This is a genomic window from Companilactobacillus jidongensis (assembly GCF_003946575.1).
Lineage (GTDB): Bacteria > Bacillota > Bacilli > Lactobacillales > Lactobacillaceae > Companilactobacillus > Companilactobacillus jidongensis.
Window position 1 is genome coordinate 1 of the sequence record NZ_RHOP01000016.1, and the last position, 23,380, is coordinate 23,380.

General features: G+C 36.0%; 26 protein-coding genes and 1 other annotated feature. Of the genes, 1 reads left to right on the forward strand and 25 read right to left on the reverse strand.

The features are described 5' to 3' along the window. Nucleotides 1–80: 80 nt before the first annotated feature. The 10 genes from EKM68_RS09855 to gmk form a co-directional block, all read right to left on the reverse strand. The gene (locus EKM68_RS09855) at nucleotides 81–740 is read right to left on the reverse strand and encodes a thiamine diphosphokinase (RefSeq protein WP_125590278.1); all 660 of its coding nucleotides are present in this window, start codon (nucleotides 738–740) and stop codon (nucleotides 81–83) included. A gap of 1 nt (nucleotide 741) precedes the next feature. Further along, nucleotides 742–1,410 (reverse strand): ribulose-phosphate 3-epimerase, encoded by a 669-nt coding sequence (gene rpe, locus EKM68_RS09860; RefSeq protein ID WP_125590280.1) that lies wholly within the window; start codon nucleotides 1,408–1,410, stop codon nucleotides 742–744. A gap of 23 nt (nucleotides 1,411–1,433) precedes the next feature. Further along, nucleotides 1,434–2,324, reverse strand: a complete 891-nt coding sequence (rsgA, locus tag EKM68_RS09865) for a ribosome small subunit-dependent GTPase A (protein ID WP_125590282.1) — start codon at nucleotides 2,322–2,324, stop codon at nucleotides 1,434–1,436. A gap of 1 nt (nucleotide 2,325) precedes the next feature. Further along, nucleotides 2,326–4,278, reverse strand: coding sequence for a Stk1 family PASTA domain-containing Ser/Thr kinase (gene pknB, locus EKM68_RS09870; RefSeq protein WP_125590284.1), 1,953 nt, complete (start codon nucleotides 4,276–4,278; stop codon nucleotides 2,326–2,328). Continuing rightward, nucleotides 4,279–5,022, reverse strand: coding sequence for a Stp1/IreP family PP2C-type Ser/Thr phosphatase (locus EKM68_RS09875; protein ID WP_125590286.1), 744 nt, complete (start codon nucleotides 5,020–5,022; stop codon nucleotides 4,279–4,281). Nucleotides 5,023–5,041: 19 nt separating this feature from the next. Then, on the reverse strand, nucleotides 5,042–6,367 hold the full coding sequence (gene rsmB, locus EKM68_RS09880) for a 16S rRNA (cytosine(967)-C(5))-methyltransferase RsmB (protein ID WP_125590288.1): 1,326 nt from the start codon (nucleotides 6,365–6,367) through the stop codon (nucleotides 5,042–5,044). Then, entirely contained in the window at nucleotides 6,357–7,313 is a 957-nt protein-coding gene (gene fmt / locus EKM68_RS09885; protein WP_125590290.1) for a methionyl-tRNA formyltransferase, read from the reverse strand. Before fmt ends, rsmB begins: the two co-directional genes overlap by 11 nt. A 24-nt stretch (nucleotides 7,314–7,337) precedes the next feature. Beyond that, nucleotides 7,338–9,752, reverse strand: coding sequence for a primosomal protein N' (gene priA / locus EKM68_RS09890; protein WP_125590292.1), 2,415 nt, complete (start codon nucleotides 9,750–9,752; stop codon nucleotides 7,338–7,340). A 78-nt stretch (nucleotides 9,753–9,830) separates the two neighbouring features. Beyond that, nucleotides 9,831–10,085 carry a DNA-directed RNA polymerase subunit omega gene (gene rpoZ / locus EKM68_RS09895; protein ID WP_025024034.1) on the reverse strand — a complete coding sequence of 85 codons (255 nt, stop codon included), beginning with the start codon at nucleotides 10,083–10,085 and terminating at the stop codon, nucleotides 9,831–9,833. A gap of 4 nt (nucleotides 10,086–10,089) precedes the next feature. Further along, the gene (gene gmk, locus EKM68_RS09900; RefSeq protein WP_125590294.1) at nucleotides 10,090–10,701 is read right to left on the reverse strand and encodes a guanylate kinase; all 612 of its coding nucleotides are present in this window, start codon (nucleotides 10,699–10,701) and stop codon (nucleotides 10,090–10,092) included. 176 nt (nucleotides 10,702–10,877) lie between these two features. On the opposite strand from gmk, the gene EKM68_RS09905 reads away from it, so the two are divergent. Next, entirely contained in the window at nucleotides 10,878–11,201 is a 324-nt protein-coding gene (locus tag EKM68_RS09905; RefSeq protein ID WP_125590296.1) for a hypothetical protein, read from the forward strand. Here EKM68_RS09905 and recN read toward each other — a convergent pair. The 15 genes from recN to EKM68_RS09980 form a co-directional block, all read right to left on the reverse strand. After that, complete coding sequence (recN, locus tag EKM68_RS09910) at nucleotides 11,193–12,890, reverse strand: DNA repair protein RecN (RefSeq protein WP_125590298.1); 1,698 nt, start codon at nucleotides 12,888–12,890, stop codon at nucleotides 11,193–11,195. The genes EKM68_RS09905 and recN overlap by 9 nt on opposite strands. 12 nt (nucleotides 12,891–12,902) lie before the next feature. Next, on the reverse strand, nucleotides 12,903–13,736 hold the full coding sequence (locus EKM68_RS09915; RefSeq protein ID WP_191987382.1) for a TlyA family RNA methyltransferase: 834 nt from the start codon (nucleotides 13,734–13,736) through the stop codon (nucleotides 12,903–12,905). Then, complete coding sequence (locus tag EKM68_RS09920; protein WP_125590302.1) at nucleotides 13,737–14,585, reverse strand: polyprenyl synthetase family protein; 849 nt, start codon at nucleotides 14,583–14,585, stop codon at nucleotides 13,737–13,739. 2 nt (nucleotides 14,586–14,587) lie between these two features. Continuing rightward, nucleotides 14,588–14,827, reverse strand: coding sequence for an exodeoxyribonuclease VII small subunit (locus EKM68_RS09925; RefSeq protein ID WP_125590304.1), 240 nt, complete (start codon nucleotides 14,825–14,827; stop codon nucleotides 14,588–14,590). Continuing rightward, nucleotides 14,820–16,178, reverse strand: a complete 1,359-nt coding sequence (gene xseA, locus EKM68_RS09930) for an exodeoxyribonuclease VII large subunit (protein ID WP_125590306.1) — start codon at nucleotides 16,176–16,178, stop codon at nucleotides 14,820–14,822. The genes EKM68_RS09925 and xseA overlap by 8 nt, the downstream gene beginning before the upstream one ends. Next, a complete protein-coding gene (locus tag EKM68_RS09935) occupies nucleotides 16,162–17,028 on the reverse strand; it encodes a bifunctional 5,10-methylenetetrahydrofolate dehydrogenase/5,10-methenyltetrahydrofolate cyclohydrolase (protein ID WP_125590308.1) in 867 nt (288 codons plus the stop codon). The genes xseA and EKM68_RS09935 overlap by 17 nt, the downstream gene beginning before the upstream one ends. A 43-nt stretch (nucleotides 17,029–17,071) precedes the next feature. Beyond that, nucleotides 17,072–17,479 carry a transcription antitermination factor NusB gene (nusB, locus tag EKM68_RS09940; protein WP_225422994.1) on the reverse strand — a complete coding sequence of 136 codons (408 nt, stop codon included), beginning with the start codon at nucleotides 17,477–17,479 and terminating at the stop codon, nucleotides 17,072–17,074. 5 nt (nucleotides 17,480–17,484) lie between these two features. Continuing rightward, nucleotides 17,485–17,904: an Asp23/Gls24 family envelope stress response protein gene (locus EKM68_RS09945; RefSeq protein ID WP_125590310.1), complete on the reverse strand. Its 420-nt coding sequence runs from the start codon at nucleotides 17,902–17,904 to the stop codon at nucleotides 17,485–17,487. A 23-nt stretch (nucleotides 17,905–17,927) separates the two neighbouring features. After that, nucleotides 17,928–18,491 (reverse strand): elongation factor P, encoded by a 564-nt coding sequence (gene efp, locus EKM68_RS09950; RefSeq protein WP_125590312.1) that lies wholly within the window; start codon nucleotides 18,489–18,491, stop codon nucleotides 17,928–17,930. 140 nt (nucleotides 18,492–18,631) lie between these two features. Then, on the reverse strand, nucleotides 18,632–18,904 hold the full coding sequence (rpmA, locus tag EKM68_RS09955) for a 50S ribosomal protein L27 (protein WP_125590314.1): 273 nt from the start codon (nucleotides 18,902–18,904) through the stop codon (nucleotides 18,632–18,634). Nucleotides 18,905–18,917: 13 nt separating this feature from the next. Beyond that, the gene (locus EKM68_RS09960) at nucleotides 18,918–19,262 is read right to left on the reverse strand and encodes a ribosomal-processing cysteine protease Prp (RefSeq protein WP_125590316.1); all 345 of its coding nucleotides are present in this window, start codon (nucleotides 19,260–19,262) and stop codon (nucleotides 18,918–18,920) included. Between the two features lie 2 nt (nucleotides 19,263–19,264). Further along, a complete protein-coding gene (gene rplU / locus EKM68_RS09965; RefSeq protein ID WP_125590318.1) occupies nucleotides 19,265–19,576 on the reverse strand; it encodes a 50S ribosomal protein L21 in 312 nt (103 codons plus the stop codon). A gap of 9 nt (nucleotides 19,577–19,585) precedes the next feature. After that, nucleotides 19,586–19,652: a sequence feature (ribosomal protein L21 leader region), on the reverse strand. A gap of 44 nt (nucleotides 19,653–19,696) precedes the next feature. Next, nucleotides 19,697–21,280: a glycosyltransferase family protein gene (locus EKM68_RS09970; protein WP_125590320.1), complete on the reverse strand. Its 1,584-nt coding sequence runs from the start codon at nucleotides 21,278–21,280 to the stop codon at nucleotides 19,697–19,699. A 94-nt stretch (nucleotides 21,281–21,374) separates the two neighbouring features. After that, nucleotides 21,375–21,638 (reverse strand): hypothetical protein, encoded by a 264-nt coding sequence (locus EKM68_RS09975; protein ID WP_125590322.1) that lies wholly within the window; start codon nucleotides 21,636–21,638, stop codon nucleotides 21,375–21,377. Nucleotides 21,639–21,806: 168 nt separating this feature from the next. Further along, the gene (locus EKM68_RS09980) at nucleotides 21,807–23,186 is read right to left on the reverse strand and encodes a carboxylesterase family protein (protein WP_125590324.1); all 1,380 of its coding nucleotides are present in this window, start codon (nucleotides 23,184–23,186) and stop codon (nucleotides 21,807–21,809) included. Nucleotides 23,187–23,380: the final 194 nt, after the last annotated feature.

Consider the following 23,380-nt stretch of genomic DNA (forward strand, 5'->3'; position numbering starts at 1 on the left):
AGTGATGTTCTTTTTGTTTTAAAAGAGTACAAAAAAACTGGTATTGATTATTCATCAATACCAGAAAGTATAGAACCCTTTTATTTTTTATCTCTAGATTGTATAACAGCGATAATTCCACTTTCAAAGCCAAAATTAATTGTATCTTTGATAAACTCATTACTTGCCCAACTTACCGGGTGCATCGCCGTGAAATCATCTAGTTTGTACTTAGCATCAATAATATTCATATGCGTTACTGGACCAAGATTTACAAAACCAACGTACTTCATACCCTCTTCATGATAAATAGTATATCGGCCTGGTCTAAAAAATCTAATCGTATTTGTAGCAGATTTAAAATATAGTTTGTCATAAAAACTCAAGAAACGTTGATCGTATGGCAAAAACAAATTAACTAAAAAGTGATCAATACGACCACCTGTACCACCATAAATATAATACTCTGCCGCATTATATTTTTCTTTGGCTGCCAAAATACACAATTGTGAATCCGTATCATCCTTTTCAGGAGGATACTTCTGAAAGTCATGAACATTGTCTTTTAATAATTTTTGTTCTTTTTTATTGATTGAATCAAAATCGCCAATAGCAATCTCTGGCAATACTCCATGAGAAATCAAATATAGACTTCCTCGGTCTGCTCCGACCCAAGGACCAGGAATTGCCTTGAGACTCTTTGACAATTCGTCAGGATACTCACCCTTTGGTCCACCCAATAAAATGTTCACACGCTTCATATTATTCTTCCACGAGCTTTTTAAGAGTGTTCACACGGTCTTCAAATCCAGGGTGTCCGTTATATAGATATGAACCAGCAACAAAGATATCTGCACCTGCTTGAGCACATTTAACGATTGTCTCGTCGTTAATACCACCATCAACTTCAATTTCAAAATCATCATCAGCTGATGTTTGACGAAGTTGATCAAGTCGTTGAATTTTCTTAGTCATACCTGGAATGAACTTTTGTCCACCAAATCCAGGATTAACCGTCATGACTAAAATTTGATCAATAATTGGGAATAATTCTTTAACATTCTCTAAAGGAGTACCTGGATTAACAACAACTCCAGCCTTCACACCCAAGCTCTTAGCTAAATCAATTGAACGATAAATGTGCTTAGTACTTTCAGTATGAATCATGATAGTATCAGCACCAGCCTCAACTATCGGTCTGATATATTCATCGGGATTATCGATCATCAAATGAACGTCCAATGGCTTGTCAGTGATACGTCTCATTCCTTCAACAATACTAGGGCTAAACGACATATTAGGAACAAAATGTCCATCCATAATATCAATGTGGAATAGATCTGCTCCTGCTGCTTCAGCCATTTTAACGTCACGTTCAAGATTCATAATATCAGCTGATAAAATTGATGGTGCAATTTTTTTTGTTGTCATATAAACCACTCCTCTACACTCTCTTAATATCTCTTTTTATACGAATTTATTTCATTCAAAAAGTAAAGATAATTGTCATAGCGACTTTGCATGATCGTTCCATCGGCAACCTTTTCTTTTACCATACAACCCGGTTCATTCACGTGATTACAACCACGGAATTGGCATTCACCACTGTACTCTACGAATTCAGGATATAGTGTTGGCAGTTCTTCCTTCTCTATACTAATTAATTCCAGTGAAGAAAAACCTGGCGTATCAGCAACTAGACCATTAGCTATGTTAAATAGTGAAACTTGTCTAGTCGTATGTTTACCACGATTCAATGTTTGTGAAATTGCAGCCGTAGCTAACCCTAATTCAGAATCAATATGATTAAGTAAGGTTGATTTACCCGCACCAGATTGACCTGTGAAGACCGTTACTTTATCAGCAAAATGTGATTCTAAACGATCGATTTGATCCTGATTGTAAGGATCTTGATCAGTAAAGACCACATAGCCAGCACGATGATATCCATCAAAAATTTCTTTTAATTCTTGATATTTATCGTCATCCAACAAATCGGTCTTTGTCAGATAAATTAACGGATCAATTCCATTGTGTTCAATATTGACCAAAATCTTGTCTAACAAATTACTAGAAAAATTAGGTTCAACTGAGGAAGTAACGACAATTGCTTGATCAACATTGGCAATTGGTGGACGAACCAAACTATTTGTTCTTGGTAATATTTCCAAAATATAGCCTAAATCTCCACTAGCATCATATTCAACAAAATCACCAACAACTGGCTTAATACCGCGTTTTCGGAAATTTCCTCGAGCTCTGGTACGTATCAATTCGTGACTTTCGTTATCTAATACATCATAAAAGCCACTGATTGATTTGATAATTCTTCCTTTTTTATCCATATTACCCACTTACTGAGCCAGACAAAATCTGCTTACCATCACGTTCGATGTTGTAAGTTCCGGTTTGTCCACTCTTTAGATTAAAGACTAATGTTTGTGTTGTATCCTGCGTAATACTCATTGATTTGTATACAGTATTGATATTGTGTGTAGCATCAGAAAGATAAATCGTAATCGTATTGCTATTGCTGCTTGAATCAAATGGAATTGTTACATCCTTTGTAATTGGTTTAGTTGTAGAAGAAGATGACGATGAATCATCATCATTCTTATTAGTTTCGCTATCATTTGAATCACTATCAGGATCTTTACCCTTTGAAATAACTACCGCTAAAGTGTCACCTTGATTGATAACACTGCCAGCTTCTGGATTCTGACTAATCAGAACACCATCTTCAATTGTATCAGAATATTCATAGCTAACGTCCAATGTTGCTCCGATCTCACTGGCATAATCTTGAATGCTCTTCAAATTATATCCAGTTAAATCTCTCACCTTTGTTACTTTTTGCTTGACAGTTGGTGTTTTAGCAATCGTTAAAGTCAATTTTTTATTCTTAGTTACAACTTTTTTGCCAGCCTTAATACTTTGTTTGGTGATCACACCGGCTTCATATTCATTTGTTGAGACTCGCTTAATGGTTACATCAAAACCACGTTTCTTCAAATTGTCTGATATGTCGTCATAGTCTTTTCCAACGAGTTTTGGCATCTTGTAGTAAGTTGCACCTAAACTCAATATCAAATTAACTTTGGCATTATTCTTCAATTTTAATCCCTTGGCCGGTATTGACTTAATTACGTGTCCAGCCTCGACATCATCATTATTCTCCTTGGAAATAGTTCCAACTTGCAAACTTGAACCCTTCAGCATGACATTTGCTTGCCTGACTGTTAGGTTCTGTAAGTCCGGTACGGTTGTTTCCTCATTACCCTTAACTACCATAAAAACCAAGAACAGCACCAGTGCTAATGGAATGAGCGAAGCCAGAATTAAATTACGCCGCCGATTATTCTTCTTATGTTGCGGCTGGAATTCATCATCATCGGTAATTGGATCAATCACCTTGGTTTCATCTAAGTCATTAAGCGGTTGCGGAATAAACTTAGCTTCATGCTCACGTTCTGGTAACAAACAAGTACTCAAATCATCGTGCATTTCACGAACTGATTGATATCGTTGCTCAGGATCCTTCGCTGTAGCCTTCAAAACTGCATTCTCAAGTGGCTGCGGAATATTAGGGTCAATTGCCCTTAGATCAGGTATATCTTCTTTAGAATGCTTGAGAGCAACGGACACAGCTGTATCTCCAGTGAATGGCACATGCTGCGTCAATAATTCAAATAAAATAATTCCCAGCGCATAAATATCTGACAACGCGGTTGCAGAATTACCTCGAATTTGTTCAGGAGACATATAGTGAACTGAACCAAGTAATGAATTAGTCCGTGTTATTGACCTGTCACTAAGTGCCAGTGCAATACCAAAGTCCGATACTTTAACTTGAATTGGTTCTTTAGAAGGGTCAACCAAAATATTCTCAGGTTTTAAATCACGGTGAATAATCCCATGATCATGTGCGTCTGCCACGGCTAAACAAATTTGTTCCATGATATCAACGACTTCATGATACGGAATCGGAAAATGTGTTTTTATATATTTTTTTAAGTTAGGACCGTCAACATATTCAATAACTATATATTGCAACCCATTATCATTGCCAACGTCTAAAACATTAACAATATTGGGATTTGAGAGACCACTAGTAGCCTTGGCTTCGCGTCCAAATCTCCTTTTGACAGATTCATCATCTTGAAGATCATATCTTAAAGCTTTTACTGCAACTTTACGATTCAGCTGGGTGTCATTAGCTAAATAAACATTAGCCATACCACCTTCACCAAGAGTACCTAGGATCTGATAACGACCACCAACTAGGTAACCTTTATCCATCTACTTTTGACCCCCATTCTCTGAGGCAAAAAGTAGAGCTGTGATGTTATCTCGACCACCAGCTTGATTGGCTTTGTCAATCAAAATATGGCATTTGGCTTCTAGACCAATCTTTTGCGAGAGCACAGACGTGATTTCATCTTCTGGCACCATGTTAGTTAATCCATCAGTACACAATAAGATGATCGAATCATCGATGATATCAAAATTCTTAACTCGTGGTTGTACAGTTTGTGATACACCCAAAGTCTGTGTAATGATATTTTTCTGAGGATGATTCTCAGCCTCTTCAGGGCTTATTTGACCTGTTTCTAAGAGTTCATGAACCAATGAATGATCAACACTCAATTGTTCTAACTCACCGTCATGATAAACATAACAGCGGGAATCTCCAACGTTGACGACCATCATCTTAGTTCCCACAAAGAAGACACCAACCATAGTTGTTCCCATACCATTCAAATCATCAAACTGATTTGAAACAGAAACAATACGGTCATTTTCCTTGCTGATTTCTTTTAGAACCCACTCACGTAGATCTTCCAGGTCAGTAATTTCTGATTCTTCAAAATTATGTCCTAAATGAGAAACTGCCATATCTGAAGCGACATCACCACCACGATGACCGCCCATCCCATCGGCTACAATGCCAAAGACGATTCCTTTTTTATTTCTGAAAACATTGACATAATCTTGATTGTTTTCTCGCAATTTTCCTACATCAGTTAATAACGCATAGTCCATATCTCTAAACCTTACCTCATTATTTTTTTCGTCTAAATGCGGCTACAAAAAATCCATCAGTGAAATAATCACTTGGTAGCAACTTCAAAACACCGTCATTTACATTTTTATCAAGAGATTTTTCATGTTTAACAGGAACTAATTCATAATTATTATTTGCATTCAAGAATTTCATAACAACATCTTCATTCTCTTCAGCGTCAAACGTACAAGTACTAAATACTAACTGTCCACCGACTTTTAACAAACCAGTGATACTATTCAAAATTGAAAGTTGAATCTCTTGAAGGTGCATTAAATCTTCAGGCTCCCTGAAATACTTTAGTTCCGGCTTACGACGGATAAGTCCAAGACCCGAGCAAGGTGCATCAACCAAAATACGATCAAATTCTTCATCGAATTCATCTTTTGCTTTTCTTGCATCAAGGGCTCTAGTTTGTATTATATCGCCGTATCCCAATCTTTGTCCGTTTTCAAGAATTAATTTTGTCTTTCGTTGGTGAATATCTAGTGCCATTACTGAACCAGATTCCAAATAGCTAGCAATATGTGTTGTCTTTCCACCTGGAGCTGCACAAGTATCAAGTACCTTATCATCAGGTTGAACCTCAAGTGCAGGAGCAACCAACATTGAACTCTCATCCTGAATAGTGAATAATCCATCACGAAATTCATCAGTATTTACCAAATTACCACTGTGACAAATCAATCCAACTGGTGAAATAACACTTGGTTTCATTTCAAAATCTTGTTCAGCTAACTTAGCAGTTAATTCTGCTGGAGTTATCTTATTAGTATTTACTCTAATCGAGATATGTGAAGGTTCATTAATCGTATCCAAAATTTCTTTGGTCTTCTTGAGTCCCTGTTGTTTGATAAATAGTTCTATCAGCCATTCAGGAGTACTATAACGAATACTCATAGATTCAACGCTATCATCATTAGGAATTGGACGTGCTCCGTGACGCTGGTAATTTCTCAAAACAGCAGTAACTAGGTTACCGATGCCTTGACTACCACGACCCTTGGCAATTTCAACTGATTCATTAAGGATGGCGTGATCAGGTATTTTATCCAAATATTGCATTTGGTAGATGGCAGTCATTAACAAAATTTTGATCCAACGGTCCAAGTCCTTACCACCAATATATGGTTTGAGTTGATATTCCAATGTTAATTTATGTTGTAAAACTCCATAAACAATATTTGTCATCAATCTTGAATCAGGTTCTGATAACTCAGCATGTTGCAAAATATTATTAATCTCAATATTTGAATATGCTTTATTTTGTAAAACTCTATTTAGAGTCTCTACAGCTAAATCACGTGGATTATTATTTTTCATTAATTTCGACCACTCTTTGTCCTTTTTCTAAATTCTTGCCCATTCCATTAATGTAATTGGCAATGTCCATAACTTTTTTACCAGCAGGTTGAATACTCTTAATTGATAATCCCTTACCATCACCAGCAACAACTACTAATTTTTTCTTAGTAACTTCGTACACCGTTCCAGCAACTTGATCAGTATCTATCTCAACCACTTCACTCTTATAAAACTTGGTTCTTTGACCATTAAACATTGCCCAAGCTCCAGGTTCTGGACTCAAGGCACGGATATGATCAAAAATTTGCTTGGCACTTTGACCGAAGTCTAATTGCTCTTGTTCTTTAGAAATCGTTGGCGAAAAGACAACTTTATCCTCGTCTTGTTGAATAGGGTGAATATCTCCACTCAAAATCTTAGGGATAGTATCCAACAACAATTCTTGACCAACAACCGCTAATTTTTCAAATAATGATCCATTGTCATCCGCTGCTTCAATTGGCATTTTTTCTTGACTAATAATGTCACCGGCATCCATCTTTTTGACCATGTACATAATGGTTACACCAGTTTCCTTATCTCCATTCAAGAGTGAATATTGAATCGGTGCTCCACCACGATACTTAGGCAGCAATGAACCATGAACATTTATCGCTGCCACATTAGCTGATTCCAAAAAGCTAGTTGGCAAGAATTGTCCATAGGCAGCAGTAATTATCAAATCAGCATTTAATGATTTTAATTCCTCAACTTCTGGACTACCTGGTAACTTTGCAGGTTGATATAACTTGATGTTTTCATCTTCAGCAATTAACTTTACCGGGCTTTTTTGTAATTTTTGTTTACGCCCAACTGGTTTATCCGGTTGAGTTACAACGGCAATAACGTTGTATTGTTCTCTAAGAATTCCCTTAAAAACTGTTGCGGCAAAATCAGGAGTTCCCAAGAAGATAACATTTGTCATTTATTATTCCTCACTTTATATACATTAATCAATGTGCTGTGGTTCATTATCGATTGCAATCGTAAAACCTTTTTTCGTATCCGCTTGTGTATCATTCAAAATATCTAGTAACTTTTGATGCAATTGCGGCTCATTCTTATATTTTACAATAATTTGATAATAATATTTGTTTTGTTTACGAGAAATCATTGTTGGACTAGGTCCCAATAAAATCGAATGGTCTGACAGTGCAGCTTGAAGCTGACGTTTTAACCAATAACTTTGCTTTAATGCTTGTCCTTCGTCTTTGTGTGCCACACTTATCAAAGTCGTGAAATAGTACGGCGTATAGTTGGATTGATGGCGAAGATACATTTCTTGATTATAAAACTTTTCATAATCCTGAACAGCCGCATCCTTAATTGCATAGTGATCCGGATTAAAGGTTTGAATAATAACATGACCTTCTTTATCCGCCCGACCTGCACGACCACTGACCTGTGTTAATAATTGAAAAGTTCGTTCACTAGCACGGTAATCAGAAATACTCAAAGTTGTATCAGCATTGATGACCCCGACTAGTGTTACATCTGGAAAATCTAATCCCTTGGCGATCATCTGAGTACCCAATAAAATATCAGCTTTGTGTTCACCAAAAGCTTTGATGATTTTAGCATGAGCACCTTTACGACGTGTAGTATCAACATCCATTCTTAAAACACGTGCCTGCGGTAATAATTCATTCAATTGACGTTCAATATTTTGTGTACCTGTACCATAAAAACCGATCTTCTTGCTCTTACAATTAGGACATACTGTTGGAACTGGCTCTTCATGACCACAGTAGTGACATTTCATCTTAGATAGGTCCTTATGATAAGTCAGTGAAACATCACAATTAGGACATTTCAAAGTAAAACCACATTCACGACACATCATGAATGAAGAATATCCACGACGATTTAACAGCACGATTGCTTGTTCACCACGTTTCACAGCACGATATAAATTATCTTGTAAGAGCGGTGATATGTCACCTTTTGTAGCTGAATTTTCAGCATCCCTCATGTCAATTATTTGTACGTGAGGTAGTGGATGGTCGTTGACACGTTTCTTCATATAGATCAGATGATAGACACCTTTTTGTGCTCGGGCTCGAGACTCCAAGCTCGGAGTTGCGCTTCCCAATACTACTGGACATTTATGCTGTTTTGCCCGCCACAAAGCTACATCTCTGGCATGATAGCGCGGATTATCATCTTGCTTGTAACTGGCTTCATGTTCCTCGTCGATGATTATCAAACCAATATTCTTCAGTGGAGCAAAAACAGCACTCCGAGCTCCAACCACTACTTTGACACTGCCATTTTCGATGCGAGTCCATTCGTCATATCGCTCACCACTGGACAATCCACTGTGCAATACAGCAACTTTATTACCGAATCGACCAGTCACACGGTTTACCATCTGCGGTGTTAATGATATTTCAGGAACCAGCATTAACGCACTCCGACCTTGATTCAAGGCTTGTTCGATTGACTGCAAGTAAACTTCGGTTTTACCACTGCCAGTCACACCTTCAATCAAAAAAGTCTCCGGATTAGACTGATCAATTGCAGTGACTATCTGATCCACTGCTTGTTGCTGTTCATCAGTTAAAGCCAACTTAGTTGTTTTCTCAGGTGTGATTCCTACTGGTTTACGTCGTTTTGTTATTTCTATAATTTCTAATATGTCATTCTTTTCAGCGGTTTTAATTGCTGAACGACCGATGTCTTGGTCATTCTCCAATTCACTCATTTCAATAGGCAGATCATCTACATTATCGATCAAGTAATTCACTAGCTTTAACTGTGCCTTAGCATTACTTCGCAATTCATTTCTTTTTTCACGTAATTGAATCGGATTTAATTTTGTCGTTACAGCTTGTCTCTTCAGTTGTCTTGCTTGATTTTCAACCACATAATTGATTTCAATCTTGTTCTGTCGTCTCAAGCGATTGATCAGTTGAATCGTTGCATCAGTCATTTGTGGAGTTATCTCCAATGATTCACTCTCTCCTAACAGAGACTTAACTTCCAAGTCCTCTACAAATTCTGGGACAGCTTCAACAAATTGTTTGTACTTTGCTCTCATCACACTTGGCAACATTGTCTGCAGACATGATATTTGAAATGAGTAAGTTTGATCTGCCAGCCAATACGACAGATCCAACATTTCTGGTGTCAATACGGGGCGTAAATCAATTACACGATCAATCGGTTTTAATTTTCCTGAGAAACTGCTAGTATCTTTTATCTTCATCACAAACCCTTGGACTTTACGTTTACCACGCCCAAATGAGACTTCAACTCGCATACCAGGAACTACAACGTCCCTCAATTGTTCAGGTATTGCGTATTCAAAGGGTCGATTTGTTTGCATAGTTGGAACATCCACAACTACCTCTGCAACTGACATAACTTCTCACCACCTACATATCAATAATAAAAAAACCTCCACCATTATCTTGTCGACAATCAGTGAAGGAAGTATTAATTAATCTTCTTCTTTTTTCTCTTCTTCAACTTTTTCAGCTTCTTTTTCAAGAAGGATTGAGTTAGGATCGATTTCAATTTTGTCATCAGCAATTTCTTCGAATGCTTTACCAATAGTTCTTGGTGATTCGTACTTGCTTAATAACTCAATGTCACCATTTTCTAGTTCATGAGCTCTCTTAGCTGCCAATACAGCTAATGAGTAACGTGAGTCCACTCTGTCCAATAACTTATCGATTGATGGATAAATAATCATATTATCATTCTCCTATTATTTTTTTGTATTTGTCAATTACACGTGGCACTCTTAAGTGTTCACTTCTAATTATACCTTCAATTTTTTTGACTGCATTAGGTATTTTATCATTAACTACAGCGTAGTCATAGTTTGACATCATTTCAATTTCTCTTTTTGCTTGTTCCATACGTTTATCAATTGTCTTAATATCATCTGTTCCGCGGTGTGTAATACGACGACGTAAGCTAGGAAGATCAGGTGGTGTTAAAAAAACAAATACGCCATCTGGCATCTTCTCACGAACTTGCATAGCACCATTAACTTCGATTTCTAACAAAACATCAATTCCGGCATCTAGCTTTTCATTAACATACTTCAATGGCGTTCCATAATAATGATCGACATACTTGGCATATTCAAGCATTCCATCATTTGCGATTTCTTCTTCAAACTCTTCATTTGTTCGGAAATAATAATCGACCCCATCAACTTCCCCAGGTCGCATATTACGAGTGGTCATCGAAACTGAGTAATCAAATCTAATTGACGACTTCTTTAACATAGCTTTTCTAACAGTTCCTTTTCCCACTCCGGAAGGACCTGACAATACGATTAACATTCCCCTTGTTGACATTTAACTATCCCTACTTATCTATATTATGATATCTATAATGCAATAGATTCGTTGTGTTTTCAAGACTTTGCGGCTCTAGACAGAAAAATTAATTAAGAAAAATTAAAATATAGTTGCTTAAACGAACAGAGGTTCGTATAATAGAGACACAAACAAGCGTTCGGGGGGTTCCAAATATGCAAGTAAAACAATCACATCTCAACAACACAATAGCCAAAACCATTATTACTAATACCGCCACATTTATCGACAGAAATTTTGATTTCAAACTAGGTGAAGTTAATACCCACCTCAAGCAAATGCCTCTTAAGCAACTCGATATCTTTGCCAATCAGAGTTTTCAAAAACAATATTCTATTATTGTAACTATGGTAAACGATGAACAGTTTCATGGCAAGCTGATTAAACGAATCAATCAAAATAAATATATTTTAAAAATCAATAATTCATTTTTCAAAATCGTTCAATTGGAACAAATCAAATCAATCAATTTAATCTAATCTCTTCTGTTCTCCTTGAGCTAACTCAAGCAATTCTTGAGCATGTTCTTTAGTAAGATCAGTCACCTTTGTACCAGCCAGCATCAATGATATTGCATCAATTCTCTCATGATCACTAAGTAATGAAACTGAAGTTGAAGTTTTGTTCTTAGTGGTCTTTTTTTCGATTTGAAATTGACGATCACTCATAGCTGCAACTTGTGGCAAGTGTGTTATACACAACACCTGTACTGCCTGAGCAACACGATAAATTTTATCACCGATTGCTTGAGCAACACGTCCACTAACACCAGTGTCAATTTCATCGAAAATAATCGTTTCGACATTCATCTTTTCAGCGATTATAGCTTCAAATGCTAAGATAACACGGGACAACTCACCACCAGATACAACTCTCGCTAATGGTTTGAAGTCTTCACCAGCATTAGTTTTTAGATTAAATCTAACTTGATCAATTCCCTTTTCGGTTATTGAATCTTCATCGAGTGTTTTGAATCCCACATTGAACCTAGAATTTTTCATATACAATTCTTTTAATTGATAGTTGATCGACTTTTCCAATCCAGTCGCAACCTGATGACGTTCATCAGATAATTGCTTACCAAGTTGCACCAATTGATCTTGTGTATTTTGAATATCCTGAATCAACTTAACTTCGGTTGAATCGTCTATATCAATTTTTGATAATTCATCATGCGCATCGATTCCAAATTGAATAACCTCATCTAATGTTGGACCATACTTTTTTTTCAAATTGTCTAATGCAATCAAACGCTTTTGAATCTCGTCCAAACGATCTTCATCGAAGTCTAATCCATCTAACTGGTCAGAAATCGTTGACATATCATCTTGTATTTGATAGTAAGCACCATTGATTGAATCATATAATTCTTTGTAAACCTTATCGTAACCACTAATATCATCTAGCTGATCACGAGCACTTCCCAGTGCATCAACTACACCAATATTGTTCTCTGACAGTGTACGATAACTTTCTTGCAGCGCATTGCTGATTTTTTCAAAGTTAGCTAGATGATTCTTCTCTTCTTCAAGATCATCATCTTCTCCCTTTTTGATCTGCGTACTATCAATTTCTTCAGTTTGAAACTTTAACATATCAATTCTTTGAGCTAGGTTCTGTGAATCCTTTTGGATTGCACGAAGCCTGGCTCTTTTTATTTGATAATTATCAAATAATTCATGATATTGGTTTAATAATTTTTCTAATTTATCATCCGCAAACCGATCCAAAATATCAATATGATTATCTTCATCCAACAATTCTTGTTGCTGATTTTGACCATGGATTTCAACCAAATACTTACCGATTTCTTTTAGAGTTGTAGTGTTAACCAATTCTTCATTTAAACGACAGACATTACGTCCTTTACGATTGATTTCACGTTTGATAATTATTGATTTGTCGGCATGACCAATCCCGTATTTATCAAGAATGCCAAAAACAGGACTACTTGAACTAACTTCAAATAATCCTTGGACTTTTAAACTATCTTGACCTGTACGTATAAAGTCAACAGAAGAACGACTTCCGACTAATAAACCTAATGCATCAATAATGATTGACTTACCAGCACCGGTCTCACCGGTTAGAGCAGTCATTCCACTTTTGAAATCAATTTGTAATTCGTTAATAATAGCAAAATTATTAATTATTAATTCTTTCAGCATTTATATTTTCACCTATTTGTTCAAACTTGAATAAGCAGCTTCCATAGTATCACTAATTGAAACATTGTCTAAGATTTCGCCTTCTCGTTCTGTTTCTGGCTTTTGGATATGCATCAAGAATTCGATATTGCCTTCGCCACCCTTGATAGGTGAGAAATCCAAGCCCTTAACAATGAATCCAGTCTCTTTAGCAAAATCTAAAATTTTCTCAAGAACCATCTTATGCACCTTGTGATCACGAACAATTCCGTGCTTACCAACATTTTCTGGACCGGCTTCAAATTGTGGTTTGATCAAACATGCTGCTTCAGAACCAGGCAGAATAATATTGAACATTGGTGGCAGGATCAACTCTAAGGAAATGAATGAAACATCAGTCATGGCAAATTGTGGCAGACCCTCGTGAAAGTCGTCAGGCTTGCTGTAACGGAAATTAACACGCTCCATAACGACTACTCTCTCATCACTTCTAAGTTTCCAAGCAAGCTGATTATAACCAACATCCAAGGCATATACTAACTTGGCTCCATTTTGCAAAGCTACATCAGTAAAACCACCAGTAGATGAACCGATATCCAAACAGATTTTATCCTGCAAGTCTATATTGAATGACTCAACGGCTTTTTCCAGTTTGTATCCACCACGGCTCACATACTTACTGTGTGCACCTTGAACGACGTGAAGAATAGTCTCGGGATCAATTTTTTCACCTGGCTTATCAAAACGTAAATTATCTTGGTTATAAACCTCTCCAGCCATAATTGAACGTTTTGCCTGTTCACGTGATTCAAATAAATTTTGTTCAACTAATAAAACATCTACCCTTTTTTTTGCCAATCTTTTCACCTAGTCCTTAAAATAATCCAAAAAACTTACCATCAAATTTTTATCGAATTTTTCTTCTTTTAATACTGCATTTAATGCGTCTTTAACTAAATTACGTAGTTTCTCTTCGGTTGCATCTTTACCGATTAAATTTGGAAATGTATTTTTATCAGCATCTTCTTTGCTGCCAAAATCATCCAGATCATCCTTGACTTGAAAGGCTAATCCTACACTATTTGCATACTCAACCAAATGAATAGACAAATCGTGCCCGGCACAAAAAGCGCCAATTGTAATTGCAGCTGTAATCAAATCAGCTGTTTTTTGTTTGTGTAATGTCGTTAATTCTTCTTCATTCAACTGACGGTCTTCTTTAGTGATGTCAGTCATTTGTCCGGCAACCATGCCCATCGGTCCAGCATTGTGCGACAAAATTCTGACAGCGGCCATACGCTTACTTGTATCGAGATTTGACTTAGCTATCCAGTAGAATGCTTGTGTTAATAATCCATCTCCTGCTAAAACGGCTGGACCAACACCAAATTGCTTATGGCTTGACAACTTACCGCGACGGTAATCATCATTATCCATCTCTGGCAGGTCATCATGGATCAATGAGTATGTGTGAATCAATTCTATAGCACCAGCAATATCATAATATTCACGCAGATCTTCTAACTTAGTACCACATGAATAAACAACCGCTAGCATCAGCATTGGTCGAACACGTTTGCCACCAGCATTAACTGAATACAGCATTGCATCCCTTAACGTAGGCTGTTTTATTTCTGAATTAATTTTATTTGTCAAAAAATCATTAAACTCAGGCAGAACTGTTTCATGAAATTTTTGAAAATTTTTAATATCCATGATTATTCTTTATCCTCAGTTTTGTCATCTGTTAATTCCTCTTCCGTACCATCTGCCTGCATTATCTTGGTTACAGTGTTCTCTGCATTGTTAAGTGTTTTTTCAAGACTCTTGCTTAAAGCAACACCCTTTTTGAATTTTTCCATTGCTTCTTCCAAAGGAACATTACCAGCCTCTAGATTGGTAACTATTTCTTCTAAATCAGCTAAATTATCTTCAAAAGTTTTCTTTTTTTCAGCCATTATTGTCCTCACTTATATCCTTAGTCACTAAAGTAACAGTACCGTCGATAACTTTCAAATTAACTTCATCATTAATTTTATAATCACTAGTACGTTCCAATATCTTATTATTGTCATCGGTTGGAATCGCATATCCACGGCTCAATGTTTTCAGTGGGCTCAATGAATCAAGAGCTGCGACTCTGCTACCAAATGTGTTTTTTTTATTATTAATAAGTTGTCTAACCGATGTCAACATTTGCTGAGTCAAATTATTTACCGTCGTATCGTAGTAATGTAATTGATCGCGTGGTGAACTCTTTACTAATCGATTCTCTTGATCATACATAATCTGCTTAGAATTATGTATCAATCCCAACATAGTTTGACAAAGCTTATCAGTTGCTTTATCCACTCTTAGACGATAATCATCATAGATTCGTTCTGGGTGTTGCAAATAGACATTATTTGCAAAGTTTGTCACTCGATCGCGATAACTCTGAATTATTTGATTTTGAGCGTTATACATTCGCACATTTAAATCTTGTAAGTGCAATAATACATCCCTTAAAACTGGCGTTGCCAATTCAGCTGCTGCCGTCGGTGTAGCAGCACGTAAGTCTGCTACCATATCTGCAATCGTCGTATCCGTCTCGTGTCCAACAGATGAAATAACCGGAATACTGCTAGAAACAATTGCCTGTGCAACTATCTCTTCATTAAAAGGCCACAGATCTTCGATTGATCCGCCACCTCGACCAATGATAATCGTATCAAAATAACCTTTTTCATTGATTCGCTTCAACTGATCAACAATTGTCTCAGCCGCACCCTCACCTTGAACCTGCGCTGGAAACAAGACAATTTGTGCAATTGGATAACGTCGCTCAACGGTCGTCATGATATCGTGAATAACAGCTCCGGATTGACTCGTAACTACCGCAATTTGTTTAGGGAATTGTGGGATTGGTTTCTTTGGCAAATCAAAAATACCTTGCTGTGCAAGTTTTTTCTTCAATTGCTCCAAAGCCAAATAAAGCGCGCCAAGCCCATCTGGTTCCATCGAGTCTACATATATCTGATACGTACCACTAGGCTCATACAGGGATATTCTACCTCGAACAAGCACCTTCATACCTTCCTCGGGCACAAACTTTACTTTACTAAAAGCAGATTTAAACATAATGGCTGATATTTTAGCTTTATTATCTTTTAATGAAAAATATTGATGTGAATTTGGACGTGGACGATAATTAGAAATTTCGCCCATTAAATAGACGTGCCCTAAGTAAGGATCCACGTCAAATTTTCGCTTCAAATATTGTGATAATGCTGTAACGGTTAAATACTTAGAATTATCCTTTTGATCCATTTATTCTTTTTGCTCTTTCTTCGGCTAATACAATTGTCATATCCATTAATGAAGTAATTGTCATTGGGCCAACACCACCTGGCACAGGTGAAATCATGCCAACTTTATCTTTAACATCATCAAAGTCTACATCTCCACATAATTTGCCATTCTCATCGTGGTTCATACCGACATCGACGACCACAGCGCCTTCTTTGATATACTTGCTATCAATGAATTTAGGATCACCAATTGCTACAACTAGTACATCAGCTCTACTAGCAATTGCTGGTAGATCCTTTGTAAAAATATGTGCGATGGTAACCGTGGCATTACGTTCTAACAACAATGCAGCAACTGGTTTACCGACAATATTGCTACGACCAATAACAACAGCGTTTTTACCCTTTAATTTAACATTGTAGTAATCCAACATTTTAATTACTCCGTCAGCTGTCGCTGGCTTGATTGTTGAATCGCCGATCCATAAATTACCAACGTTAATTGGAGAGAAACCATCAACGTCTTTTTTGGGATCAATCGCTTGAATAACTTTTTCCTCATTTATTTGATCCGGTAAAGGTAATTGTACTATAAATCCATCTATATTATCATCATGATTTAATTCATCTATTTTATTTAGAATCTCAGTTTCAGTTACAGTTTCTTCATAATGAATCAGTTGAAAGTTAAAGCCTAATTTATCCGCACGGCGTTTCTTATTTCTTACGTATACAGAACTTGCACCATTGTTTCCAACCAATATTACCGCTAATCCTGGCGTAATATTTTGCTTTTTCAATGCCGCTACACGCTTACCCATCGATTCGTCTAATGCACTAGCTACTGCTTTTCCGTCTAATAATTTCATTTATAATTCACCATATAAAAAGACTGGTCTAAAAGACCAGCCTTTACCCTTCAACAAAGTTAGATAGAATTCCATTTATGAAAGCCTTTGAATCTTTGTCGCCGAACTCACCGGCTAATTCAATGGCTTCATCGATTGCAACTTTCTTTGGAACTTCAAGACTGTTTTCCATTTCAAACAAACCGACACGTAAAATTGCACGATCAATTCGTGACAAACGTCCGACAGTCCACTTATTCTTTAAATGCTTAGAGATACTTGCATCCAATTCATCTTGCTTTTCGATGGTTCCAGAAACTAAGAAGTTCAAATAATCAGGCACATTTTGTTCCGCTAAGTCTGACAGCTCCATTACTGACGCAATAGCTGTGTCTGGATCATCTTTAGTAGTCTCAATGGAAAAAAGAGTTTGAACAGCAAGTTCTCTTATCTTATGTCTATTTATAATCACTTGTATTATTCCTTTTTATCCGTTGTTACACGTTCTACTTCGCCAGATTCTTTCTTAGCGATTAAACCTACAACATGCACGTTGATTTCTTTTAGTGCTAAATCGGTCATGAATTCAAGTTGTTCAATGGCTGATTTTTGGATTTCTAATGATACTTTAGGAATTGATACGCCGTATTCTAAATAAACGAATACATCTGCAGAAATCTTATCATCATCAAAAACTACATCGACACCCTTACCATGATTGATTCTACCAAAAAGTGAATCAATTCTGTTGGAAAGAGTACCGCGCATTTCATAGACACCCTCTACTTGGTTTGTAGCAATGCCTAAGAGAATCTCGATAACTTGATGTGAGATTTCAACGTTACCTTTTACTCTTCCACTATCTTGTTGTAGAGAAACATACTTTTGTTCAGCCATAAACTTATCTCCATAATCAAAAATTAGTTGGCACGTGAAATATATGTACCATCTTGTGTGTTAATTGTTAGCATGTCCCCTTCGTTAACGAAGAAAGGTACTTGAACAACAACACCAGTTTCCATAGTAGCTGGTTTAGAACCACCTGACTGTGTGTCACCCTTAATTGAAGCTTCTGTAGCAGCAACTTTTAAGTCAACAGTATTAGGAAGATCTACGCCAAGTGTTTCACCACCATACATCAAAACGTTAACTTCCATGTTTTCTTTCAAATACTTCAATTGTTCTTTAATCTCTTCTTGAGGAAGTGATAATTGTTCATAAGTTGCCGTATCCATGAAGACATGGTTTGCGCCATCAGCATATAAATATTGCATCTTTTTGTTTTCAATTGTAGCTTTTTCAACTTTAGCAGTTGATCTGAAAGTCATTTCTTGAACAGCACCTGTTCTCAAGTTCTTTAACTTTGAACGAACGAAGGCACTACCCTTACCAGGTTTAACGTGTTGGAATTCAATAACACGCCAAATTCCATCTTTAACTTCGATAGTCAAACCGTTTTTAAATTCATTTACTGAAATTGACATTTTTATTCTCCTCGATTGATTAATCGTTAAAAAACACTTTACATATTATCTTACCAATATTTCACTATTAATGGCAATATTTCTAGTTAATTATATAAAAAAAAGAGGACAATGTCCTCTTTTTAAGTAAGATATAAGAATTAGTATACAGAAACTTTCTTTCTATCTTTGCCAAGTCTTTCAAACTTAACAACACCATCTTTAAGTGCGAACAATGTATCGTCGCCACCACGGCCAACGCCTTCACCAGGGTGAATTTTTGTTCCACGTTGTCTGTAGATGATTCCACCAGTTAGAACTGATTGACCATCAGCACGTTTTGCACCTAATCTACGACCAGCTGAGTCACGGCCGTTAGAAGTTGATCCACCACCCTTATGGTGAGAGAAAAATTGTAAATTCATTTTAAGCATGAGATTTACCTCCTTAAGCAAGATCTATAGTTTTATTTTGTGTTCGAACATTAATGTTCTCTGGATAGCTGCCCTGAATATCCTTGAGGATATAAAACAAATTATCCAGTAGTAAAGCTGTATCATGCGACACTGCTTTATCAAAACGACAGCCAAGATGACCACCGTTGACCTCATCAAGTACGACCTGAGGACTGGCCTTAGTAAGCTTCTCCAGATTGTTGATTGTTCCAATCGTAACTGCCGAAACGGCTGCACAAACCAAATCCTGACCATAAGGTCCTGAATCAGCATGTCCTGTAATTAAAAACGAATCAATCTGTTGTTTGTCATTCTGGTGAAAACTTGCTCTAATCATAATTAACCTTTGATACTGTCGATAAGTACCTTAGTATATGGTTGGCGGTGACCTGTCTTAGTATGTGAATGCTTCTTAGGTTTGTATTTGTAAGTAACGATTTTCTTATCCTTACCTTGTTTTTCAACTTTACCTGTAACTGAAGCACCCTTTACTACAGGATCTCCAACTTTAACATCGTCTCCGTCAGAAACAAGAATTACATCGTCAAATGTAACAGCGTCTCCTTCGTTAACATCAAGTTTTTCAATAAAGATTGAGTCATTTTCTTCAACCTTATATTGCTTACCACCAGTTTTAATAATTGCGTACATATGTGTACACTCCTTTCTAAGACTCGCCAGTTAGGTGCCGAAGCTTAAACCTAATTTTGAGCGGTTGTAGATGCAATAGTGATTGCAACTAATAAAATATAGCAAATATCACAATCTTTTTCAACCATTATAAACAATTTTTCTAATTGTCCAGCGACCCTTATTCAAAATCAACCAACACAATATTAACAATCCTGCTAAACTGACAAGCAAAGAAATCTTTGCTAATCCGCTGTACTGATAACTTATATGTACAATATTTGCTCCAGGTTGAGTTTTAATTTTGATTGTTCCTCGTTTGGAAACCTTGGTTGATGTTGTTTCATTATTTATTTGTACGTGACGTCCTTTATACGCTAATACCGGTATATCAATCGTAACTGAATTAGGATCATAGTATTTGAACTCAAACGAATCCGAATAAATCTGTGTAGCAATATCAGATTTTTTTCCATTAATAATAAAATCATTTAAATCAGTTTTGGTTTTTATACTTTTATTCGGATAATGAACCATCATTCTCTCTTGATGATCAAGCCCCGTAGACAATGAATTATCCGATTTAAAAATAGCTGCGTTGGCATACACTGAGATGCAGCTAATTACAGTCACTACCAATAAAATAAATAATTTCAAAAGTGAAGAATGATTTCTTAGAACGCTCGCTAGGAGATTGCTGACAAATTGGCAAAACAGATATATACAAATAATCCAAAAATAAAATGTTAATCTTTTGAAATCATAACCGGCAAAATCCCATGCAATTAGATCTGTGGACAACAATCCCGTAATTATCACTCCAAATGCTGTCAGCTTCACGACTAAGCGTGTTTTCATTAGTGCAAAAACAATTACTACCAATATTATAAAAATTGCTGAAATAAGCAAATACTTATTTTGAACACTGCCGTAATAATTTTTAAAATCAAAATTACCAAGCCTGATGTATGAATATTTTATTTTATTTTGATAAAAATTATTCTGCTCAATTAATGGAACCGTATATCCTAGAGTTGAAATAATTACTAATATTAATGATTCAAAACCAGTTAGTAACATCATCCCCCAATATTTCCAATTATGAGTTTGCTTCGAAAAAACGCCTAAAAGAATCATTATGATTGCTGTTACAGCGATACCTATCGACATCCATGGACTGGTCAACGAAATGAGTATCATTCCTAAGCTAAAGACTGGCCAAAACTTAAATTTTCCTTCAATCATCTGAAACAATCCATAAAACACTATTGGCAAAAATATTAGTATTAAATAATTGGAAACTTGATTATCAAAAACTAGATTAAACCTAGTTAGTGACAAAGTATAAATTATTGAAAACAAAAATGATTGCAATGTATCCCTGAATAATTTCTCACTAAAATAATACGAACTGATAAATGTTAATAAATTAATTACAAAAAATAATAACAAGTAACTTACTGTATCATTACCTAGCCGAAATAATGGCATGAACAAGATTGAAGTTAACCATGGCATGAACAAATTGACTGGGGTTCCTGAATGATTCCAATAATCAAAATTAGTTGGTGAAAGGAAAATATTTTCCAAACTCTTGATCCGTTCAATATTAAATGACAGATTCCAGTTAGAACCACCATGAATGGCCAAAAGATACGCATACAAAATACTTAAAATTACAAATGTTGAACCTAAAATTGTTTTTTTCCACGTTGAACTGGACATTCTGTTACCTCACAAAAAATATACTTCCTAAATTATACTAAAAAAGGATTGGGACTAACTACGTATGTCCCAATCCTTAATCAATATTCAGTTTTTAAATGGCTATTGATGATGCAAACAACAACGGACCAAAAATCAAAAAAACAAATACTGCGACTAAAAAGGAAAAAGCTGTTTTGCCCTTTTTCCAATTAAGCCTTGTAAGTATCCTAGTTATCAAGATTAATAGTGCAATCAAACCAACGCCTGTGGCAATACCGACTGTATTGCTGATAACATCGAGTTGAGTTAATACAGAAACAATTAAATCTGCGATTATAAATGCTACTGTTATAAAAAATGAATACTCCCTTTTCAAGCATCCCACCTCTAAAATCCTAAGAATTACATCAAAATAACATGATATATTTCTTAAACTTTAAGCACAACGGTTTTATTGTAAAATGAAAATTCTTACATTGCAATATTATTTTTTCAATGTACTTTCAAAAAGCCACTAGAACAAGGTTTAACTCACCAATTTTTTTTACAATTTATAATTTTGCCAAGGCATATTCTCAATCCATTGATGATTTATCATCGAGACACTGCTCAGGTCATTTGAATCCAATTCCATCACTAATTGATTTTCATCAAATAATGGCCATTCATATTTGATCTCGTCATTATAAGGCTTATCATTCATCAAGAAATCCATGATCAATTGAAAATAATACTTTCTATTCTTTCGGTATTCAATATTCAATTCATTAGTCGGTGTATTCAAATAATCGATATTACCACCATGACGTCCGTCTAATACAGTGAAGTAATTACCGTACACTTCAGCATTATTTTCGACTAAGAACTTTTGACTTCTAAAGGCAGGATAGCTATACATGGCTTCACTGATAAGTCGCACTAGATCCGTCTTTTGGTCTCCTTGGGGTGTTAATTGCTTAAGTAAAACATCAGCATTCTTACCAAACAGATCTGGCACAACGTTATTTTTTAACCTAGACAAGTTAAATTGGCTCAACGGAGCCTGTTCATTACTACCAGCTCCAATTAATGACTTAAAATCCGTTCGTTGTACACGTTGTGCTAAGACACTTAACCAGTTATCAGAAATCAAATCATTATCAACCACCGGACCAAACCAGTTAGTTGCAATATGATCACCAATTGTATTCTGTTGAACTGTTAGTAGACCATCGTCTGTCAGATTTAACAGATCATTATCAGTTGAAATATTATTCGTTTTACAAAATCTCTCAGTGACCTTCCGTGCTGTTTCTAAATTCCTAATAGTTTGAAACGAACCACTGAATAAAATAATTTTGCTTATTCTATCTAATAGCTCAGAGTTAGATGCCATCAATGCAGCAATCGATTTTGCTCCAGCGGATAAGCCGACCAAACTAATATTGTTGACATCCCCACCGAATTTGGCAGCATTATCTATGACCCATTCAATGCTCTTTAATTGATCAGACAAACCAACATTTGTATCACCGCCAGTTATCTTCCCCCATCCAAAAAGTCCGAGTCTATAATTTGGCATGATATGAACAACTGATTGTTCATCTAGCCAGGGCATGTTCTTGATTGCATTGCCTCCGTGTAAAAATCCACCGCCATAAAATTCAATAACGATTGGAAAACTTCCATCAACATCGGGGGTAGATATATCTAGATTTAGACAATTCTCACCAAAACGAATATTTGAATTTTGAAACGCATTATCTTGCATTGGTTGAATTCCTGGTCGAACCGCCAAATTGATTTTTTGTGGATCATCAACATAATATTCTTCTGCACGTTTGAACCTACGTGTATAACCAAATGGCACCCCTAGAAAGTTTACGTGATTGTGTTCTTCAAATCCCTGATAGATACCAGTTGTAGTTTCAATAATCTTTTTCATTCACAATCAACCCCCTGTTACCACATTATATAAGCATTTTATATTGTCTAACATTGTAAACTAATAGATAGTATTGAACAAGAATAGGTTTTCATTAAAATTTTTTCTTTATTTTGATCAATTTCAATATTAAACTTGTTAAATTTTCAGAGCTTGTATATAATTTCTTGGATACATTTTTTAGGGAGAAGAAA

Excerpts from the sequence above, each read along its gene's own strand:
- EKM68_RS09855 (WP_125590278.1), bottom strand. The coding sequence starts at position 740 with ATGAAGCGTGTGAACATTTTATTGGGTGGACCAAAGGGTGAGTATCCT.
- rpe (WP_125590280.1), bottom strand. The coding sequence starts at position 1,410 with ATGACAACAAAAAAAATTGCACCATCAATTTTATCAGCTGATATTATG.
- rsgA (WP_125590282.1), bottom strand. The coding sequence starts at position 2,324 with ATGGATAAAAAAGGAAGAATTATCAAATCAATCAGTGGCTTTTATGAT.
- pknB (WP_125590284.1), bottom strand. The coding sequence starts at position 4,278 with ATGGATAAAGGTTACCTAGTTGGTGGTCGTTATCAGATCCTAGGTACT.
- EKM68_RS09875 (WP_125590286.1), bottom strand. The coding sequence starts at position 5,022 with ATGGACTATGCGTTATTAACTGATGTAGGAAAATTGCGAGAAAACAAT.
- rsmB (WP_125590288.1), bottom strand. The coding sequence starts at position 6,367 with ATGAAAAATAATAATCCACGTGATTTAGCTGTAGAGACTCTAAATAGA.
- fmt (WP_125590290.1), bottom strand. The coding sequence starts at position 7,313 with ATGACAAATGTTATCTTCTTGGGAACTCCTGATTTTGCCGCAACAGTT.
- priA (WP_125590292.1), bottom strand. The coding sequence starts at position 9,752 with ATGTCAGTTGCAGAGGTAGTTGTGGATGTTCCAACTATGCAAACAAAT.
- rpoZ (WP_025024034.1), bottom strand. The coding sequence starts at position 10,085 with ATGATTATTTATCCATCAATCGATAAGTTATTGGACAGAGTGGACTCA.
- gmk (WP_125590294.1), bottom strand. The coding sequence starts at position 10,701 with ATGTCAACAAGGGGAATGTTAATCGTATTGTCAGGTCCTTCCGGAGTG.
- EKM68_RS09905 (WP_125590296.1), top strand. The coding sequence starts at position 10,878 with ATGCAAGTAAAACAATCACATCTCAACAACACAATAGCCAAAACCATT.
- recN (WP_125590298.1), bottom strand. The coding sequence starts at position 12,890 with ATGCTGAAAGAATTAATAATTAATAATTTTGCTATTATTAACGAATTA.
- EKM68_RS09920 (WP_125590302.1), bottom strand. The coding sequence starts at position 14,585 with ATGGATATTAAAAATTTTCAAAAATTTCATGAAACAGTTCTGCCTGAG.
- EKM68_RS09925 (WP_125590304.1), bottom strand. The coding sequence starts at position 14,827 with ATGGCTGAAAAAAAGAAAACTTTTGAAGATAATTTAGCTGATTTAGAA.
- xseA (WP_125590306.1), bottom strand. The coding sequence starts at position 16,178 with ATGGATCAAAAGGATAATTCTAAGTATTTAACCGTTACAGCATTATCA.
- EKM68_RS09935 (WP_125590308.1), bottom strand. The coding sequence starts at position 17,028 with ATGAAATTATTAGACGGAAAAGCAGTAGCTAGTGCATTAGACGAATCG.
- EKM68_RS09945 (WP_125590310.1), bottom strand. The coding sequence starts at position 17,904 with ATGGCTGAACAAAAGTATGTTTCTCTACAACAAGATAGTGGAAGAGTA.
- efp (WP_125590312.1), bottom strand. The coding sequence starts at position 18,491 with ATGTCAATTTCAGTAAATGAATTTAAAAACGGTTTGACTATCGAAGTT.
- rpmA (WP_125590314.1), bottom strand. The coding sequence starts at position 18,904 with ATGCTTAAAATGAATTTACAATTTTTCTCTCACCATAAGGGTGGTGGA.
- EKM68_RS09960 (WP_125590316.1), bottom strand. The coding sequence starts at position 19,262 with ATGATTAGAGCAAGTTTTCACCAGAATGACAAACAACAGATTGATTCG.
- rplU (WP_125590318.1), bottom strand. The coding sequence starts at position 19,576 with ATGTACGCAATTATTAAAACTGGTGGTAAGCAATATAAGGTTGAAGAA.
- EKM68_RS09970 (WP_125590320.1), bottom strand. The coding sequence starts at position 21,280 with ATGTCCAGTTCAACGTGGAAAAAAACAATTTTAGGTTCAACATTTGTA.
- EKM68_RS09980 (WP_125590324.1), bottom strand. The coding sequence starts at position 23,186 with ATGAAAAAGATTATTGAAACTACAACTGGTATCTATCAGGGATTTGAA.